This window comes from Bradyrhizobium sp. CCBAU 53421 (assembly GCF_015291625.1).
GTDB lineage: Bacteria > Pseudomonadota > Alphaproteobacteria > Rhizobiales > Xanthobacteraceae > Bradyrhizobium.
Genome location: NZ_CP030047.1, coordinates 1,042,109 through 1,060,798 on the forward strand (window position 1 = coordinate 1,042,109; position 18,690 = coordinate 1,060,798).

Annotated in this window: 15 protein-coding genes; 7 read left to right on the forward strand and 8 right to left on the reverse strand. The window is 65.4% G+C overall.

The genetic code is table 11. The annotated features are described in order from the left end of the window. Window positions 1-14: 14 nt before the first annotated feature. Complete coding sequence (locus XH92_RS04750; RefSeq protein ID WP_194458204.1) at window positions 15-755, reverse strand: 3-deoxy-manno-octulosonate cytidylyltransferase; 741 nt, start codon at window positions 753-755, stop codon at window positions 15-17. A gap of 200 nt (window positions 756-955) precedes the next feature. Here XH92_RS04750 and XH92_RS04755 point away from each other — a divergent pair, with 200 nt between their 5' ends. The 6 genes from XH92_RS04755 (at window position 956) to XH92_RS04780 (ending at window position 9,451) form a co-directional block, all read left to right on the forward strand. Continuing rightward, complete coding sequence (locus XH92_RS04755) at window positions 956-1,504, forward strand: cytochrome c family protein (RefSeq protein ID WP_194458205.1); 549 nt, start codon at window positions 956-958, stop codon at window positions 1,502-1,504. Window positions 1,505-1,731: 227 nt separating this feature from the next. Beyond that, window positions 1,732-3,636 (forward strand): extracellular solute-binding protein, encoded by a 1,905-nt coding sequence (locus XH92_RS04760; protein WP_194458206.1) that lies wholly within the window; start codon window positions 1,732-1,734, stop codon window positions 3,634-3,636. A gap of 17 nt (window positions 3,637-3,653) precedes the next feature. Continuing rightward, entirely contained in the window at window positions 3,654-5,525 is a 1,872-nt protein-coding gene (locus XH92_RS04765; RefSeq protein WP_194458207.1) for an extracellular solute-binding protein, read from the forward strand. 3 nt (window positions 5,526-5,528) lie between these two features. Then, entirely contained in the window at window positions 5,529-6,638 is a 1,110-nt protein-coding gene (locus XH92_RS04770; RefSeq protein WP_194458208.1) for a microcin C ABC transporter permease YejB, read from the forward strand. Next, window positions 6,638-7,822, forward strand: a complete 1,185-nt coding sequence (locus XH92_RS04775) for an ABC transporter permease (protein WP_194458209.1) — start codon at window positions 6,638-6,640, stop codon at window positions 7,820-7,822. The genes XH92_RS04770 and XH92_RS04775 overlap by 1 nt, the downstream gene beginning before the upstream one ends. Window positions 7,823-7,825: 3 nt before the next feature. Further along, window positions 7,826-9,451, forward strand: a complete 1,626-nt coding sequence (locus tag XH92_RS04780) for an ABC transporter ATP-binding protein (RefSeq protein ID WP_194458210.1) — start codon at window positions 7,826-7,828, stop codon at window positions 9,449-9,451. A gap of 147 nt (window positions 9,452-9,598) precedes the next feature. Here XH92_RS04780 and XH92_RS04785 read toward each other — a convergent pair whose 3' ends face one another. Beyond that, entirely contained in the window at window positions 9,599-10,441 is an 843-nt protein-coding gene (locus XH92_RS04785) for a C40 family peptidase (protein WP_194458211.1), read from the reverse strand. Further along, window positions 10,434-11,813: a M17 family metallopeptidase gene (locus XH92_RS04790; protein WP_194458212.1), complete on the reverse strand. Its 1,380-nt coding sequence runs from the start codon at window positions 11,811-11,813 to the stop codon at window positions 10,434-10,436. The genes XH92_RS04785 and XH92_RS04790 overlap by 8 nt, the downstream gene beginning before the upstream one ends. 196 nt (window positions 11,814-12,009) lie before the next feature. Between XH92_RS04790 and XH92_RS04795 the strand changes: the two genes are divergently transcribed. Further along, window positions 12,010-12,807, forward strand: a complete 798-nt coding sequence (locus XH92_RS04795; protein ID WP_194458213.1) for a tetratricopeptide repeat protein — start codon at window positions 12,010-12,012, stop codon at window positions 12,805-12,807. Window positions 12,808-13,207: 400 nt separating this feature from the next. On the opposite strand, the gene XH92_RS04800 is transcribed toward XH92_RS04795, so the two are convergent. The 5 genes from XH92_RS04800 to XH92_RS04820 are packed head-to-tail and all read right to left on the reverse strand — an operon-like array spanning window position 13,208 to window position 18,686. Then, entirely contained in the window at window positions 13,208-14,182 is a 975-nt protein-coding gene (locus tag XH92_RS04800; protein WP_194458214.1) for a type II secretion system F family protein, read from the reverse strand. Between the two features lie 9 nt (window positions 14,183-14,191). After that, window positions 14,192-15,169, reverse strand: a complete 978-nt coding sequence (locus XH92_RS04805) for a type II secretion system F family protein (protein WP_194458215.1) — start codon at window positions 15,167-15,169, stop codon at window positions 14,192-14,194. Window positions 15,170-15,180: 11 nt separating this feature from the next. Beyond that, window positions 15,181-16,644: a CpaF family protein gene (locus XH92_RS04810; protein ID WP_194458216.1), complete on the reverse strand. Its 1,464-nt coding sequence runs from the start codon at window positions 16,642-16,644 to the stop codon at window positions 15,181-15,183. A gap of 24 nt (window positions 16,645-16,668) precedes the next feature. Then, window positions 16,669-17,937 carry an AAA family ATPase gene (locus XH92_RS04815; protein WP_194458217.1) on the reverse strand — a complete coding sequence of 423 codons (1,269 nt, stop codon included), beginning with the start codon at window positions 17,935-17,937 and terminating at the stop codon, window positions 16,669-16,671. After that, window positions 17,934-18,686 (reverse strand): CpaD family pilus assembly protein, encoded by a 753-nt coding sequence (locus XH92_RS04820; protein WP_194458218.1) that lies wholly within the window; start codon window positions 18,684-18,686, stop codon window positions 17,934-17,936. Before XH92_RS04820 ends, XH92_RS04815 begins: the two co-directional genes overlap by 4 nt. Window positions 18,687-18,690: the final 4 nt, after the last annotated feature.

The window sequence follows — 18,690 nt, forward strand, 5'->3', positions numbered from 1 at the left end:
CTTTTAGCACCCACTCAGTCTTTGGAAAGTATTCTGCGGGCGGTTTCGAGGTCGGCGGGGGTGTCGACGCCGCGGGGGACGGTGTCGACGATGGTAATGTCGATCCGCATCCCGGCCTCCAGCGCGCGCAGCTGCTCGAGCTTCTCCTGCTGCTCGAGCGGCGAGGGCGGCAACGCTACGAACCGCTCCAGCGCGGCGCGGCGGTAGGCGTAGAGGCCGATATGGTGGTAGCGCGGTCCATCGCCATAGGGCGCGGTGGCGCGGGTGAAATACAGTGCACGCAACCGGTTGGGGCCGATCGGGGAGCCGACGGCCTTGACGACGCTGGGGGCCCGGTCCTCCTCCTCGGTGTGGATGCGTGAGGCCAGCGTCGAGATATCGACGGCGGCATCAGCCAGCGGCGGCATCACGCTGCGGATCGTCTCGGGGGTGATGGTCGGGAAATCGCCCTGCAGGTTGACCACGATCTCGGCCGCGCCGTCCGGGTCGAGGATGGTCATCGCTTCATGGATCCGGTCTGAGCCGGACGGATGGTCCGGGCGGGTCATCACCACCTCGCCGCCGGCAGCCTTCACGACGTCGGCGATCTCGGCCGTGTCGGTCGCGACCGCGACCCGGCCGATCCCGGCCGCCTCGGCCCGCCGCAGCACATGGACGATCATAGGCCGGCCAGCGATATCGAGCAGCGGTTTGCCGGGGAGGCGCGTGGCGGCCATGCGGGCCGGAATCAGCACCAAGGTGCGCGGGTCGGTCATACGTGTCGGGGCCCGTCCGGCCTGCGGAAATTGCCGGGGAGGAGGTTGAATTCGGCGCGTTTATACGGGTTGCCAGAGCGCGGGCAAACCGATATCTCAACCCTGCTTGGGGCGGTGCGATAAGGCCGATTCCCAGGTCTTTCCCCGCGGCCGTATTCCCGGCCTGAAGTCGACATTCAAGGCCCGGAGCCTGACCCAAAATGGACTCCTTCGAACTCAACAAAATCCTCGGTGCGGTTCTCGGCACCTGCATCGTCGTCCTGGTGATGAGCTTTGCCGCCAGCGCGAAATTCGCGCCGAAGCTGCCGGAGAAGCCGGGTTTTGAGATCGCGGTGAAGGAAGAGTCCCATGGTGGTGGCGGCGAGGCCGCTGCGGCCGCCTCCGAGCCGATCGAGAAGCTGCTGCAGACCGCCTCGGTCGAGAAGGGCGCGGCGGCCGCCAAGAAGTGCCAGGCCTGCCATACATTCGAGAAGGGCGGCCCCAACCGCGTCGGTCCGAACCTCTACGGTGTCGTCGGCGAGAAGAAGGGCGAGGGCCGCGGCTTCAATTTCTCGGCTGCGATGAAGGGCAAGGGCGGCGACTGGTCGTTCGACGACCTCAACAAGTTCCTGACCAACCCGAAGGGCTTCATCCCCGGCACCGCGATGGGCTTCGCCGGCGTGCCGAAGGACAGCGAGCGCGCCGACATCATCGCCTATCTGAATTCGAACTCGGAGCATCCGGCTCCGCTCCCGACCGCTTCGAAGTAACGAATTGCTTCGCGCAAGCATGCGGATGAAACGGCCAGGCAATGCCTGGCCGTTTTCGCATGAGGAATCCCTTGGGGAATCCGCTGTCGCGGGGTTGTTATCGGGACGTTTCGCCGCACCGATATTGTTCCCGGGCCAATATCATGAGGAAAAAGCAACGTAATTTGTCGAACCGTTGCCTTATATTGGGTCCCATGTAACCGGGGCCGCAAGCAGGAAGAGCGAATTTGGCGATCACCCGACGACACCTCCTTCAAGGCAGCGCACTGGCGACTCTCGCTCCGGCGCTCGGACTGAACTCCAGCCTGTCGGCGATCACGCCGGCACTCGCCGACGACGCCCCGAACGGGCTGAAATGGCGCCACGGCCTCTCCACCTACGGCGAAATCAAGTACCCGGCCGACTTCAAGCGCTACGATTACGTCAAGCCGGACGCGCCGAAGGGCGGCGTGGTGCGACTGTTCCAGCCCGGCACCTATGACAGCTTCAACCTGGTCGTTGCGGGATTGAAGGGCACGGTCGCCGCCGCAGTCGCCCGCATCTACGACTCGCTGATGGAAGCTTCGCTCGACGAGCCCGATACTTATTACGGCGAACTCGCCGAGGCTGCGGCCTTTCCGGACGATTTCTCCTACGTGATCTACCGCCTCCGGCCGGGGTCGCGCTGGCACGACGGCAAGCCGGTGACGCCGGAGGACGTGATCTTCTCCTTCGAGGCGCTGAAGGCGAACAGCCCGATGTTCAGCGCCTATTACCGGCATATTGCAAAGGCCGAGAAGATCGGCGATCGCGACGTCAAATTCACCTTCGACAGCCCGGGCAACCGCGAGCTGCCGATGATCACCGGCCAGCTCATCATCCTGCCCAAGCATTGGTGGGAGGGCACCGACGCGCAGGGCAAGAAGCGTGACATCACGGCGAGCACGCTGGAGCCGCCGCTCGGGTCGGGTCCTTACAAGATCAAGGAGTTCGTCGCCGGACGGTCGGTGGTGCTCGAGCGCGTCAAGGACTACTGGGGCAAGGACATTCCGATCGCGATCGGACAGAACAATTTCGACGAGCTGCGCTACGAGTATTTCCGCGACGACACCGTCGCGCGTGAGGCGCTGAAGGCCGACGGGTTCGATTGGTACAACGAGCGCAGCGCCAAGGAATGGGCGTCGGCCTACGACGTTCCGCCGGTGCGCGAGAACCGGCTGCTCAAGGAGCTCTTCACCGTCCGCAATCAGGGCCGGATGCAGGGTTGGGTGTTCAACCTGAGGCGCCCGAAATTCGCCGACCCGCGGCTGCGCCGGGCCTTCAACTACGCGTTCGATTTCGAAGAGATGAACCGCGTGCTCTCGACCGGCGAGTACCATCGCGATTCAAGCTATTTCGACGGCATCCCCGATCTGATGGCGACCGGCCTGCCGGAAGGCAAGGAGCTCGAGCTGCTGGAGACGGTGCGCGACAAGGTGCCGCCGGAAGTCTTCACGACGCCATACAAGGATCCGGTCGGCGGCACGCCGGAAAACGTGCGCGCCAATCTGCGCGAGGCGACGCGGCTGTTGAAGGAAGCCGGATTCGAGATCCGCGACCGCAAGCTGGTCGATTCCTCGGGCCAGCCGTTTACGGTCGAGATCCTCGGCAACAGCGGCGATTCCGGCATGGAGCGGATCACCCTGTTCTACAAGCCGAGCCTGGAGCGCCTCGGCATCACCGTCAATCTGCGCGCCGTCGACACCGTGCAGTACCAAAACCGGGTGCGCGATTTCGATTTCGAGATGGTCACCCAGGTGTGGGGACAGTCGATTTCGCCCGGCAACGAACAGCGCGACAATTTCGGTTCGCAGGCTGCCGACCGGCCGGGTTCGAACAACCTCCCGGGCATCAAGAATCCGGCCGTCGATGCCATCATCGAGCGCATCATCTTTGCCAACAGCCGCGCCGATCAGGTCGCCGCCGCCAAGGCGCTGGACCGGGTCTTGCTCTGGAACTTCTATTGCGTTCCACACTTCAACTACGACAAGCAGCGCTACATCTATTGGGATCGCTTCAGCCATCCCGATCCGCTGCCGAAATACGCGGTTTCAGGATTCCCAAATCTTTGGTGGTACGACGCCGACAAGGCGGCCAAGCTCAAGCGTTCATAAGATCGAAGGATTCGCGCATGACGCACTTCTCCCGTCGGCACGCACTCGGTCTCGGCATCGGTGCGTTGAGTGCTGCAGGCTTGCGTGTCGCACCGGCGGCGGCCGACAACGGAACCGAGATGCACGGCATGTCGGTGTTCGGCGACCTGAAATACCCGGCGGATTTCCAGCAATTCGACTACGTCAACGTGAAGGCGCCGAAGGGTGGTGCCTTCTCGGTCATTCCATGGGTGCGCGGCAATAATCAGTCCTACTACACCTTCAACTCGCTGAATGCCTATGTGTTGAAGGGCGAGGGCGCGCAGGGCATGGACATGACCTTCGCGACGCTGATGTCGCGCGCCAATGACGAGCCCGATGCGATGTACGGCTTTGCCGCGAAGTCGGTGCAGATTTCGCCGGACAAGCGGGTCTACCGTTTCAACATCCGTCCCGAGGCGCGCTTCCATGACGGCACGAAGCTGACCGCGCAGGACGTGGCCTTTTCACTGAGTACGCTGAAGGAAAAGGGCCACCCGTTGATCCAGGTGCAGCTCCGCGACTTCGTCAAGGCCGAGGCGACGGATGATGCGACCGTGGTCGTGACCTTCGCGCCCGACCGGGCGCGCGATGTGCCGCTCTACGTTGCCGGCCTGCCGATCTTCTCCAAGGCCTATTACGCGACGCGATCGTTCGAGGAATCGACGCTCGATACGCCGCTCGGCTCGGGGCCGTACAAGGTCGGCCGGTTCGAGGTCAACCGCTATGTCGAGTTCGACCGCGTCAAGGATTGGTGGGGTGCCGACCTTCCGGTCAATCGCGGCAGCTATAATTTCGACACCGTGCGCTATGAATTCTACCGCGATCGCGACGTTGCGTTCGAGGGCTTCACCTCGAAGAGCTATCTGTTCCGGGAGGAATTCACCGCACGGGTCTGGGCGACGCGCTACGATTTTCCCGCGGTGAAGGACGGCCGCGTCAAGCGCGAGACGCTGCCCGACGACACGCCGTCGGGCGCACAGGGCTGGTTCATCAACACCCGCCGCGACAAGTTCAAGGACCCGCGGGTGCGCGAGGCGCTGATCAACGCCTTCGATTTCGAGTGGACCAACAAGACCATCATGTACGACGCCTATGCCCGAACGGTGTCGCCGTTCCAGAACTCGGACATGGTGGCGGAAGGGCCGCCCTCGCCCGAGGAACTCGCGCTGCTCGAACCGTTCCGCGGCCAGGTGCCCGACGAGGTGTTCGGCCTGCCGTTCGTGCCGCCGAGGTCCGACGGCTCCGGGCAGGATCGCGCGCTGCTGCGCAAGGCGGTGCAGTTGCTCAACGAGGCCGGCTGTGTCGTCAAGGACGGCAAGCGCCTGCTGCCGAACGGCGAGCCGCTCACCATCGAATTTCTCAACGACGAGCCCTCGCTGCAACCGCATCATGGGCCCTACATCAAGAATCTCGGTACGCTCGGCATCGAGGCGACGTTCCGCCTGGTCGACGCCGTGCAGCGCCGCGCGCGGGTGGAAGATTTCGACTTCGACATGACCATGGAGCGCTTCAGCTTCTCGGCGACGCCCGGCGACAGCATGCGGCCGTTCTTCTCCTCGCAGGCGGCGAAGACCAAGGGCTCCTACAACCTCGCCGGCATTGCCAGTCCCGCGATCGACGTGCTGATCGAGAAGATCATCGGCGCCAACAGCCGCCATGACCTGACCGTCGCCTGCCGCGCCTTCGACCGCGTGTTTCGCGCCGGCCGTTACTGGGTGCCGCAATGGTACCGCAACACGCATCCGATCGCCTATTGGGATCAGTTCGGCCATACCGAGAAGCTCGCGAAATACACCCAGGGCGTCGGTGCGCCGGAGAATTGGTGGTACGATGCGGCGAAGGCCGCGAAGCTCGAGCAGGCGAAGTAGCCGATGAGCGCCTATATCGCCCGACGTATCTTTCTGATGCTGCCGACGCTGCTCGGCATCCTGTTCGTCTCCTTCGTGGTCGTGCAGTTCGCTCCCGGCGGACCGGTCGAGCGCGTCATCGCGCAGATCAACGGCGCCGACACCGGCGGCACCTCGCGCGTCTCGGGCGGCGGCGGCGATTTCGGCGCGCAGCGCGGCCAGGGCGCGGGTGCCGGCGCGGCCATCAATTCGAAATACCGCGGCGCGCAAGGGCTTGATCCTGACTTCATCAAGAAGCTCGAGGTACAGTTCGGCTTCGACAAGCCGGCACCCGAGCGGTTCGCGTTGATGGTGTGGAATTTCGCGCGGTTCGATTTCGGCACCAGCTATTTCCGCAGCGTGAGCGTGATCCAGCTCATCAAGGAAAAGCTCCCGGTCTCGATGTCGCTCGGCATCTGGATGACGCTGCTGACCTATCTGATCTCGATTCCACTCGGTATCCGCAAGGCGGTGAAGGATGGTTCGCGGTTCGACACCTGGACCTCGGCCGTGATCATTATCGGCTTTGCGATCCCGGGATTCCTGTTCGCGATCCTGTTGATCGTGCTGTTCGCCGGCGGCTCGTTCCTCAACATCTTCCCGCTGCGCGGCCTGACCTCGGACGGCTGGTCGCAATTCCCCTGGTACTGGAAGATCATCGACTATTTCTGGCACCTGACGCTGCCGCTGGTCTCGATGGCGCTCGGCGCCTTCGCCACCATGACGCTGCTCACCAAGAACTCGTTCCTCGACGAGATCCGCAAGCAATATGTGATGACCGCGCGAGCCAAGGGCTGCAGCGAGCGCCAAGTGCTGTACGGCCACGTCTTCCGCAACGCGATGCTGATCGTGATCGCGGGCTTCCCGGGCGCGTTCATCCACGCGTTCTTCTCGGGCTCGCTGCTGATCGAGACCATCTTCTCGCTCGACGGGCTCGGCTTGCTCGGCTTCGAGAGCGTCCTGAACCGCGACTATCCGGTGGTGTTCGGAACGCTGTTCATCTTCTCGCTGGTCGGACTGGTGGTCAATCTGATCTCCGATCTCGCCTATATGTGGATCGATCCCCGGATCGACTTTGAGGCGCGGGAGGTCTGATGACGCTGCTCGCACCCCAGCCGGTCGAAAGTTCGACGCAATCGCCGCTCGGCGAGGCCGTGCCCGCCACGCGCCACGGCTTTTCGCCGTCGCCGTTGAACAAGCGACGCTGGCAGAACTTCAAGGCGAACCGCCGCGGCTACTGGTCGTTCTGGATCTTCCTCGCGCTGTTCGTGCTGTCGCTGTTCGCCAATTTCATCGCCAACGACAAGCCGCTGATGGTCAAATATGACGGCCGGCTCTACTGGCCGGTGATGTTCACCTACGCGGAGACCACCTTCGGCGGCGACTTCGAGACCGCGGCCGACTATCGCGATCCCTATCTGCAGAAGCAGATCGCCGCCAAGGGCGGCAGCATGATCTGGCCGCCGATCCGCTATTCCTACGACAGCCGCAACCTCGACCCGCCGACGGCGGTGCCGTCGAAGCCGACCTGGCTCCTGACCGAAAAGCAGTGCGCGGATGTCGTGAAGCGCAAGGGGCTGACCGGTTGCCGCGACCTCGAATACAACTGGCTCGGCACCGATGATCAGGGCCGCGACGTCGTGGCGCGGCTGATCTACGGCTTCCGCATCTCGGTCTTGTTCGGCCTGACGCTGACCATCCTGTCCTCGATCATCGGCATCGCCGCGGGCGGCGTGCAGGGCTATTTCGGCGGCTGGATCGATCTCGGCTTCCAGCGATTCATCGAGATCTGGACCGCGATCCCCTCGCTCTATCTGCTGTTGATCATCTCGGCGGTGCTGCCGCCGGGCTTCTTCATCCTGCTCGGCATCCTCCTGCTGTTCTCCTGGGTCTCGCTGGTCGGCCTGGTGCGTGCCGAATTCCTGCGCGGCCGTAACTTCGAATACATCCAGGCGGCACGCGCGCTCGGCGTCTCCAACGGCAAGATCATGTTCCGCCATCTGCTGCCGAACGCGATGGTCGCGACCATGACGTTCCTGCCCTTCATCGTCTCGTCCTCGGTGATGACGCTGACGGCGCTGGATTTCCTCGGCTTCGGCCTGCCGCCCGGTTCGCCTTCGCTCGGCGAATTGCTGTCGCAGGGCAAGGCCAATGTGCAGGCGCCGTGGCTCGGCCTCACCGGCTTCTTCTCGGTCGCGATCATGCTGTCGCTTTTGATCTTCATTGGCGAAGCCGCGCGCGACGCCTTCGATCCGCGCAAGACATTCGCGAAGGGCTGACGCATGGACGCGATCAACCAGCCTCTGCTTGACGTCCGCGACCTGTCGGTCGCCTTCGGCCGCTCGGTTGCGGTCGACGGCATCTCGTTCTCGATCAAGCGCGGCGAGTGCGTCGCGTTGGTCGGCGAGTCCGGTTCGGGAAAATCCGTCAGTGCGCTGTCGGTGCTGAAGCTGTTGCCCTATCCGACGGCATCGCATCCCTCCGGCGCGGTCCGTTTCCGCGGCCGCGATCTCTTGACCGCGTCCGACCAGGAGATGCGCGAGGTCCGCGGCAACGACATCTCGATCATCTTCCAGGAGCCGATGACCTCGCTCAATCCGCTCCAGACCATCGAGACCCAGATCGGCGAGATCATGTCGCTGCACCGGGGCGTCAGCGGCGGGGCGGCGCGGGCCCGGACGCTGGAATTGCTGGGCCAAGTCGGCATCCCCGAGCCGGAAACACGGCTGAAGAGCTATCCGCACCAATTGTCCGGCGGCCAGCGCCAGCGCGTGATGATCGCGATGGCGCTCGCCAACGAGCCCGACCTGCTGATCGCGGACGAACCGACCACCGCACTCGATGTCACGGTGCAGGCGCAGATCCTGGCGCTCTTGGCCGAGATCCGCGCCCGGCTCGGCATGAGCCTCTTGTTCATCACCCATGACCTCGGCATCGTCCGCCGCATTGCCGACACCGTCTGTGTGATGAACAACGGCAAGATCGTCGAGCAGGGCCCGGTCGAGCAGGTCTTCACCGCGCCGAAGCACGCCTACACGAAGGCGCTGCTGGCGGCCGAGCCGAAGCCCGATCCGGCGCCGCCGCAGCCGGGCGCGCCGGTGGTGATGTCGGCGGACAATCTCAAGGTCTGGTTTCCGATCAAGCGCGGGCTGATGCGCTCGACCGTCGGCCACATCAAGGCGGTCGATGGCGTCAGCCTCGCGGTGCGCAAGGGCGAGACGCTTGGCGTGGTCGGCGAATCCGGCTCCGGCAAGACCACGCTCGGGCTCGCGCTGCTCAGGCTGATTTCCTCCGATGGTCCGATCGTGTTCCTCGGCAAGGACATCCAGGGCCTGCGCTTCAAGCAGATGCGACCGTTCCGCCGCGACATGCAGATCGTGTTCCAGGACCCGTTCGGCTCGCTCAGCCCGCGCATGTCGGTCGCCGACATCATCGCCGAGGGGCTCGAGGTGCACCAGAAGCAGCTGTCGCGCGAGGAGCGCGAGGCGCGGGTGATCAAGGCGCTGAAGGACGTCGGGCTCGATCCCGATTGGCGCTTCCGCTATCCGCACGAATTCTCCGGCGGCCAGCGCCAGCGCATCTCGATCGCGCGCGCGGTCGTGCTGGAGCCGAACTTCGTCGTGCTGGACGAGCCGACCAGCGCGCTCGACATGCTGTTCCAGGCCCAGATGGTCGATCTGCTGCGCGACCTGCAGCGCAAGCGCGATCTCACCTACATGTTCATCTCGCACGATCTGCGCGTGGTGGCCTCGCTCGCGAGCCATCTGATCGTGATGAAATCCGGCAAGGTCGAGGAGGAGGGGCCGGCCTCCGAGCTGTTCAAGAATCCGAAGAGCGACTACACCCGCGCGCTGTTCGCGGCGGCGTTCCGCATCGAAGCGGCCGGCGACGGGACGGTGGCGACGTAGCCACCCTTCTCGTTCCACGTCATCCCCGCGCAAAGGCTTCGCCTTTGTCGCTGGAGGTGCGAGCGGAGCGAGCCTCGAAGGGTGGCGTGGCCCGAGTAGGGCCGTCGATCCTTCGAGACGCGCTTCGCGCTCCTCAGGATGACGGGGTTAGAGCCGCTTGATCGCCAGCACCTCGCTGCCGGCGGCCTTGATCCGCGCGATCGCGGCCTGCGTGTTCTCGACGACTGTCGCCATGTGATGCGCGTTGGCGTGCACGATCGTCGTCGCATCGCGCACGATGGCGACATGGCCCTTCCAGAAGATCAGGTCGCCGCGCTGCAGATGTCTGGATTCCGCCGCCGTCAACTCGCGGCCGAGCCCGTCCTGCTGCATGTCGCTGTCGCGCGGGCAGCCGGTGCCGGCGGCGGTCAGCGCGATCTGCACCAGGCCGGAGCAATCGATGCCGAGGCTCGACTTGCCGCCCCAGAGATAGGGGGTGCCGACGAACTGCTCGGCGATTGCGACGAAATCCGGCGCCATCGCGTCGAGCGCGGCGAGATGCTGGCGCGGCAGGTGCCAGCCCTCGCGGGTCACCGCGAAGGGACCGTCTTCGCGGGTGATCGCGAGCTTGGTCCCCATCGCCAGCGCCTCGACCGGCGGCAGCTTGATCGACGGTCCCGGAAACGCCAGCGTGCGCAGCGCCGTCACCTTGTGCGTCGGCGCCGCGCCGGGCGCGGTCAGCGCGGCTTCGGCAATCCAGCCGACATAGCCGTCATCGGCGAGCTGGCCCCAGGCCCAGCCCTCACCGTTGCGGTCATAGACAGTGACGCGTTCGCCCCTCAGCGCCTGCGTCATCTGCTCGGCATCGGCCGCCGGCGCCCGCCGCAGCGGCGCGATGGCCTCAACCACCTCAAGCGTCTCGCCGTCGACGAAACGTGCGGCCTCCACCTTGCCCTCGAGATATTTCGCGGCGAGGTCGGCGCGGGCAGGTGTAAGCCTGACATCATGCATAGCGCTGGCTCAGCAATTTGTAGATCGCGCGTGCGGCCTGGCATTCGCCGCCTTCGGGACGGCCGGGCTTTGCCGATGGCGTCCAGCCATAGATGTCGACATGCAGCCAGCTCCGCGCGTGCTCGACGAAGCGCTGCAGGAACAGCGCGCAGGTGATCGAGCCGGCGAAACCACCTGATGGTGCGTTGGTGATGTCGGCGGTCTTGGAATCGAGCCAGGCATCGTAGGCCGGCCATAGCGGCAGCCGCCACAACGGGTCGTTCTCGCTTTTCGCGTGAGCTGCAACGTCCGCGGCGAGTGCCTCGTCATTGGTGTAGAACGGCGGCAAATCCGGGCCCAGCGCTACCCGCGCCGCGCCGGTCAGTGTGCCGAGATCGATCAGCAGATCCGGCGTCTCCTCGTCGGCCAGCGCCAGCGCGTCGGCGAGCACCAGCCGCCCCTCGGCATCGGTGTTGCCGATCTCGACGGTGATGCCCTTGCGCGACTTGAAGACGTCGAGCGGGCGGAACGCGTTGCCGGCGACCGCGTTCTCGACCGCCGGGATCAGCACGCGCAGCCGTACCTTCAGCTTGGCGTCCATCACCATCTGCGCCAGCGCCAGCACGTTGGCGGCGCCGCCCATGTCCTTCTTCATGATCAGCATGCCGCTCGACGGCTTGAGGTCGAGCCCGCCGGTGTCGAAGCAGACGCCCTTGCCGACCAGCGTCACCTTCGGATGGGCCGGATCGCCCCAGCTCAGATCGATCAGCCGCGGCGCGCGGGTCGAGGCCATGCCGACGGCGTGGATCAGCGGGAAGTTCCGTGCGAGCTCCTCGGCATCGATGCAATTGAAGGCGGCGCCGAACCGCGTTGCGAGGTCGCGCGCCGCCTCGGCGAGCTCGGCTGGGCCCATGTCGTTGGACGGCGTGTTGATGAGGTCGCGCGCCAGCGCCGCCGCTTCCGCCATCCGCGCGATCTCGGCCGTGTCGACGCCGTCGGGCGGCACCAGGCGGACCTCGGGGGCTTTGTTCTTGCGATAGCGGTCGAAGCGATAGCAGCCGAGCGCGAAGGCGAGCGCGGCGAGCCTTGCGTCATGCGGCGCATTGGCGAAGCGGTAGACGCCAGGCGGCAGCAGGCCGGGCAGGGCGCCGGGCCGAAACGGATCGCGCGCCTTGTGGTCCGCATCCTCGAGGCCGAACAGCACCTGCGCGATGCCGCCATCGGCTGCCGGCAAAGCGAGGGCCTTGCCGGGCTTGGCGGCAAAGTCATTGGCCTCCGCGAACTGGCGCGCCGGCGCCGGCAATTCGCTGCGGATCGCATCCCATGTCGCCCTGGTGACGAAGGTGATCGGCGTGACGGCGGTCGTGGGGGCGGTCTCGAACACGGATGGCATGCGGCTCTCGGCTGTTCTGGCGTCGTTGCTGGTGACTACCACGGCTTTCGCCGTGGTTGGTAGCGCGCCCGCGGCTGACGCGACCTGCGGGAATTGGAACCGGCGCGCCGGTCAGTTAACCAGACGTTAGGGTTAACAGTCTATTGCTGGCGCGCTCGGCTCGATCCATTCGCCCGATTTCGTGAGTCACAGTGCCATGCGTCGACAGTCCATTTTGACCCGGCATCTTGCTTCCGCAGCCCTCGTGGCGGTCCTCGCCGCCGGGCTTGGCGGCTGCCAGACCATGTCCGACGTCACCGGATCGATCGCGTCCCGGTCCGATCCGGTGCCCGACGATCCGCGCCGCAATATCGAGGTGTATGGCGAGCGCTATCGCAAGAATCCCAAGGACGTCGACGCCGCGATCGCATACGGCCAGGCGTTGCGCGTGAGCGGACAGCGTTCCCAGGCCTGCGCCGTGTTGGAGCAGGCCACGCTCGCCACCCCCGGCAACAAGCTGCTGCTCGCCGCCTATGGCCGCGCGCTCGCTGACAACGGCAATTCGCAGGCCGCATTCGACGTGCTGAGCCGCGCGCACAGCCCGGACAATCCGGACTGGCGGATATTGTCGGTGCAGGGCACCACGCTCGACAAGCTGAACCGGCACGAGGAAGCGCGGCGCTATTACGCCAGCGCGCTTCGACTGGCTCCGGACGAGCCGTCCGTGCTGTCCAATCTCGGCCTGTCCTACATGCTGACCAAGGAATTGCCGAAGGCGGAGGAGACGCTGCGCCAGGCCTATGCCAGCGCCCGCGCCGACACCCGCATCCGGCAGAACCTGGCGCTGGTCGTCGGCCTGCAGGGCCGCTTCGCGGAGGCGGAGACTATCGTCAAGGCCGACCTGCCGGCCGATGAGGCGGCGGCGAACGTCGCCTATCTCCGCGACATGCTGAGCCGCAAGGACGGTCCGCGGATTTCCTCGCGCGCCGCGCCTGTTGTCGCCAAGGACGATTAGCCGACATGGCGACTTGCCAACTTCCCCTTGAAAAGGGGAGGTTGCTTTGCTCGCGAGAGAAAAGGCGGTGGGGATCTGCTCTCACCGCTTGCAGCGGCGTCCGCCGCTGACCCCCATCCCGACCTTCCCCCTTTCAGGGGGAAGGAGCAGAACCGTAGCCCGGATGAAACGCAGCGCAATCCGGGGCGCTGTAACCGCGGATGGTCCTCTTCCGGATTTCGCTTCGCTTCATCCGGGCTACGCAGTCCAACCTCCCCTTGAAAAGGGGAGGTCGCTTTGCTCGCGAGAGCAAAGCGGGTGGGGATCCGATCTCTCCGCAAACTCCGTCGTTTGCCGCTGACCCTCATCCCGACTTTCCCCTTTCCGGGGAAAGGGAAGGCCGCCGGCGCAGTGCGCGGGCTCAATGCATCGTGGCGATCTTGATGTAGGACGGCCCGAGGATCACGATGAACAGGCAGGGCAGGAAGAACAGGATCATCGGCACGGTCAGCTTGGGCGGCAGTGCCGCCGCCTTCTTCTCGGCCTCGTTCATCCGCATATCGCGATTTTCCTGCGCCATCACGCGCAGGCTCTGGCCGAGCGGGGTGCCGTAGCGTTCGGATTGCTGCAAGGCCATGCAGACCGATTTCACGCCTTCGAGCCCGGTGCGGCGCGCCAGGTTCTCGTAGGCGGACTTGCGGTCCTGCAAATAGGACAGCTCGGCGGTCGTCAGGGCGAACTCTTCCGACAGCGCGATCGACTGGCCGGCGATCTCGTTGGCCACCTTCCGGAACGCGACCTCGACCGACATGCCCGACTCGATGCAGATCAGCAGCAGGTCGAGCGAATCAGGGAAGGCGCGCTTGATCTGGAGTTGGCGCTTGGAGATCGCGTTCTTCAGGAACAGCATCGGCGCCTGGAGGCCGGCATAGGCCGCACCGACGCAAATGCCGATCTTGAGCGTGAGCGACCAGTTCGCGCCGGCGATGAAGAACGTATAGATGATGGCGCCGAGCAGCAGCACGATCGGTGTCACGGCGCGGGCGAACAGGAAGGTGACGTAGGGCGCGTGGCCGCGATAGCCCGCCATCACGAGCTTCTCGAGCGCCGCTTCCTGGGCGAGCCATTTCGTGAGGTTGAGATCGTCCACCACCCTGGAGACGACCTGCTTCGGGGTCTGCCGCAGCGCCACCTTCTCGGTCTTGGAGAGACGTTCGCGCTCGCGCTGCCGGAGGCGCTCGCGCTCGCTGGCGACGGCCTTCATGCGCTTGTTGAGGTCGCCGCCGGCGAGCAGCGGCATCACCAGCGTGTAGACCGTCGCGCTTGCCGCGAAAAAGGCAAGCAGCATGGTCATGAACCTGACGTCGTGGAGCTTGGCGATCAGAATATCAATCATGCTGCACCGTCAGAAATCGAAGTTGATCATCTTCTTCATCACCAGCACGCCGCAGGTCATCCAGAGGGCGCAGCCAACCAGCATGAGCTGGCCCATCGAGTTGGTCCACAGCAGGGCGATGTAGTCCGGCGTCGTGAGGAACACGAGGATCATCACGATCGGCGGCAGCGAGCCGATGATCGCGGCGGAAGCCTTCGCTTCCATCGACATCGCCTGGATCTTCTCGGCCATCTTCTTGCGGTCGCGCAGCACCCGCGACAGGTTGCCGAGCGCTTCCGACAGATTGCCGCCGGACTTCTGCTGGATCGCGATCACGATGCCGAAGAAATTCGCCTCCGGCAGCGGCATGCGTTCGTAGAGCCGCGCGCAGGCCTCGCCGAGCGGCATGCCGATCGCCTGGGTCTCGATGATCGCAAGAAACTCGCTGCGCAGCGGCTCGGGTGCGTCGTTGACGACCGCCTTGAGCGATTCGAACAGCGGCAGGCCGGCCTTGATGCCGCGCACGATGACGTCGACGGCGTCGGGCAGCGACTTCAGGAAGGCCTTTTCCCGCCGCTTCTTCAGGAAGCCGAGCAGCCAGCGCGGCAGGCCGAGACCCATGGCAAAGCCGATGCCGGCGGCACCGAGCAGGCCTCCGCCGACCATGAACGCCACGGCGAACCCGAACAGGCCGAGCCCGCCGGAGATCATCCAGAATTTCTGCTCGGACCACTCCAGTCCGGCCTGCGAGATGCGCAGGCCGAGCGGGACTTTCTTGTCCTTCTGCCGCCGTGCCTCGAGCTCCTTCAGCGATCCTTCGACCTGCTCGCGGCGGGAGCGCTGGGTGCGGTCGGTGCTTCGCGTCGTCGACGGTTCGCTGCGCGCCACCGATGCGCGGCGCGACTCGGCCTTCTTCTCTCCCGAGAGGTAGGGATAGAGGAAGACCCAGGCGATGCCGCCCACGGTGGTGGCGGCGAGGAAGGCCAGGGCGAGGGTTTGCGTCTGCATCCTGCGTTCCCCTAGACCGGCGCCGGCGAGTCGGAGGCGTCCAGCGCCGCCGCAAGCCGCTTCTCTTCATTGTAGTAGCGCGCACGCTCCCAGAAGCGCGGCCGGCCGATGCCGGTCGAGCGGTGCTTGCCGATGATCTTGCCGTTGGCGTCTTCCCCGACCACGTCGTAGAGGAAGATGTCCTGCGTGATGATGGTGTCGCCTTCCATGCCCATCACCTCGGTGATGTGGGTGATGCGGCGCGAACCGTCGCGCAGGCGCGCGGCCTGCACGATGATGTCGACGGAGGCGCAGATCATCTCGCGAATGGTGCGCGAGGGAAGCGAGAAGCCGCCCATGGTGATCATGGATTCGCAGCGCGACAGCGCTTCGCGGGGATTGTTGGCGTGCAGTGTGCCCATCGAACCGTCATGGCCGGTGTTCATCGCCTGCAACAGGTCGAACGCCTCGGGTCCGCGGACTTCGCCGACGATGATCCGCTCGGGACGCATACGCAGGCAGTTGCGGACCAGTTCGCGCATCGTGACCTGGCCTTCGCCCTCGATGTTCGGCGGCCGGGTTTCCAGCCGCACCACATGCGGCTGCTGCAGCTGAAGTTCGGCGGCGTCTTCGCAGGTGATGATGCGTTCGTCGTGCTCGATATAGTTGGTCAGGCAGTTCAGCAGCGTGGTCTTGCCCGAACCGGTGCCGCCCGAGATGATCACGTTGCAGCGGACACGGCCGATGATCTGCAGGATGGTCGCTCCTTCCGGCGTGATCGCACCGAACTTGACGAGCTGCTCCAGCGTCAGCTTGTCCTTCTTGAATTTGCGGATGGTGAGCGCGGGCCCGTCGATCGCCAGCGGCGGCACGATGGCGTTGACGCGCGAGCCGTCGGCGAGGCGGGCGTCGCAGATCGGCGAGGATTCGTCGACGCGCCGGCCGACCTGGCTGACGATGCGCTGGCAGATGTTGAGCAGCTGCTGGTTGTCGCGAAAGCGGATGCCGGTGCGCTGGATCTTGCCGGCGACTTCGATGAACACGGTGCCCGCGCCATTGACCATGATGTCGGCGATGTCGTCGCGCGACAATAGCGGCTCCAGCGGGCCGTAGCCGAGCACGTCGTTGCAGATGTCGTCGAGCAGCTCTTCCTGCTCGGCGATCGACATCACGATGTTCTTGATCGCGATGATCTCGTTGACGATGTCGCGGATTTCCTCGCGCGCCGACTCGCTGTCCAGCTTGGCGAGCTGGGCAAGGTCGATCGCCTCAATCAGGGCGCCGAAGATCGTCGCCTTGACCTGGTAGTAGTTGTCGGAGCGGCGTGCCTCGACGGCGGGAGCAGGCGGCGGCTTGGCCGGGGCCAGCGGCGGCGATGATATCGTCGGGGCGGCGGACTCGCGCACCATCGGCGACGAGCCGGCAGGCTCCGGCGTCTGAAAGGCGGGCTTGGGTGCCCGCAGATCCCCATCGTTTCCGCTACGCTTACCAAACACGACGTCTTGACTCCACGCGGACCACTATTTGGACCGCAGCTTTTCGAGCAGGGGCGACAGGAAGGACCCCCTCGGCTTCTTGGTCTCGCCGCGGCCTGTCAGCCGTTGCGCCATCTGCAGAAACATCTCGACCGCGCGGTGATTGGCGGAGATCTCCGCGATCATCTGGCCGTTGTTGGCGGCTGAACCGAAGATCTGCGGATCGAACGGAATGGCGGCGATCGGCTGGCTTTCGATCGCCTTGGCGAATTCGCCTGCCGCGATCTCCGGACGCTTCGGCACGCCGACCTGGTTCAGGCAGTACAGCGGCGCGCGGTCGTTCGGCCGCGACGCCTTCAGGAGGTCGAACATGTTCTTGGCGTTGCGCAAATTGGCGAGGTCGGGCGCCGCCACGATCAGGATGTCGTCGGCCGCGATGAGCGCGCGCTTGGTCCAGCCGGACCATTGGTGCGGCACGTCGAGCACGATGCAGGGCATCGTGGTGCGCAGCGTGTCGAAGATCGCATCGAACGCCTCGGCGCCGAAATCGTAGACCTTGTCGAGCGTCGCCGGCGCCGCCAGCAGGCTCAGATGGTCGGTGCATTTCGACAGCAGGCGGTCGACGAAGGCGGTATCGACGCGGTCCGGCGAGAACACGGCATCCGCGATGCCCTGCGCCGGATCCTGGTTGTAGTTGAGGCCGGCGGTGCCGAACGCAAGGTCGAGATCGGCGACCACGGAATCGAGCGCCAGATCGCGGGCGATCGCCCAGGCGACATTGTGGGCGATCGTCGAAGCGCCGACGCCGCCCTTCGCGCCGACCACGGCGACGACGCGGCCGACTGCCTTGGCTTCCGGCGCCGAGAACAGGTTGCAGACCGCGCGCACCACGTCGATCGCATGTGCCGGCGCGATCACGTAGTCGCTGACGCCGCGGCGTACCAGCTCGCGATACAGCGTGACGTCGTTGACCCGGCCGATCACGACCACTCGGGTGCCCGCGTCGCATACCGTGGCGAGCTGGTCGAGCCCGGCCAGAATGTCGCTGCGGCCCTCGGTCTCGAGGATGATGACGTTGGGCGTCGGCGCCGAGCGATAGGCCTCGATGGCCGCCGCCATGCCGCCCATCTGGATCTTGAGGTGGGCCTTGGCGAGCCGGCGATCCTCGCCCGCCGACTGCACGGCAGCGGCGGTCTCGACCGTTTCGCAGAACGCCTGGACCGAAACCCGTGGCGCCGGAGCAATATGGTCGTCCACGCCCTGCGGCGGGGCGTCCGTCTGCTCTTCGGAGTTTTGCTGCGCGTAGGTGATCATTTTCCTGTGTCGCTTAGCTTGGCCCTGTCGGCCTCGGGATACGTTGTCGCTGTCGTGGTGCCCTTGCGATACTTGTCGAAGGCGATATTGCGGCGCGACGTGTAGGCGGGGGTCTCCGCGCGCGGCTGCACGAGGTCAGTCGGGTCTTCGACCATGGCTGCAAGGTTGCGCTGATTGGCGCAGCCGAAATTGTAGTATTGCTTGTTCTGGATGTAGGACCCGTTGTGGATCGACGGGCCGAGATCTTCGGGCCACAGACCGCACGGCCCGGCCTGCGCCTTCATCTTCGGATAGTTGACGCGGATCGCGGGCATCAGGCGCGGATTCTCGGGATGGTATTTGCGCACGAGGATTCCGCGCGGCGGCACGCCGGCGGCGGCGAAGGTCGCCTGGATCTCGCGCAGCGATTCCTGGGCCGGCCGGGCGTTCGGCGTGTCGGCGGGAACGTCGATGGTGACGGCGCCGGTGCCCTCGCGCATCCAGTCCTGCGCCATTCCCATCACCTCGGCGCGCTGCTCCGCGGTCAGGCCGCCGCGGCTGCGGCCGACGAAGACCACGATCGAGCGATCCGCCTCGGTCACCGCGATCGGGTGACGCAGGCGATAGTCGGCCGGCGCGTCGACCATCGCGAAACTGTTGTCGGCGGCGTGCTGGCAGGCGCCGAGCGTCAGGGCAAGGCCGACGAGCGCTCCCGCGAGACCGGCGGTGCGCTTGTAATCGGCGGATGTTCTGGGTGTGGTCTGTGTCATCGTC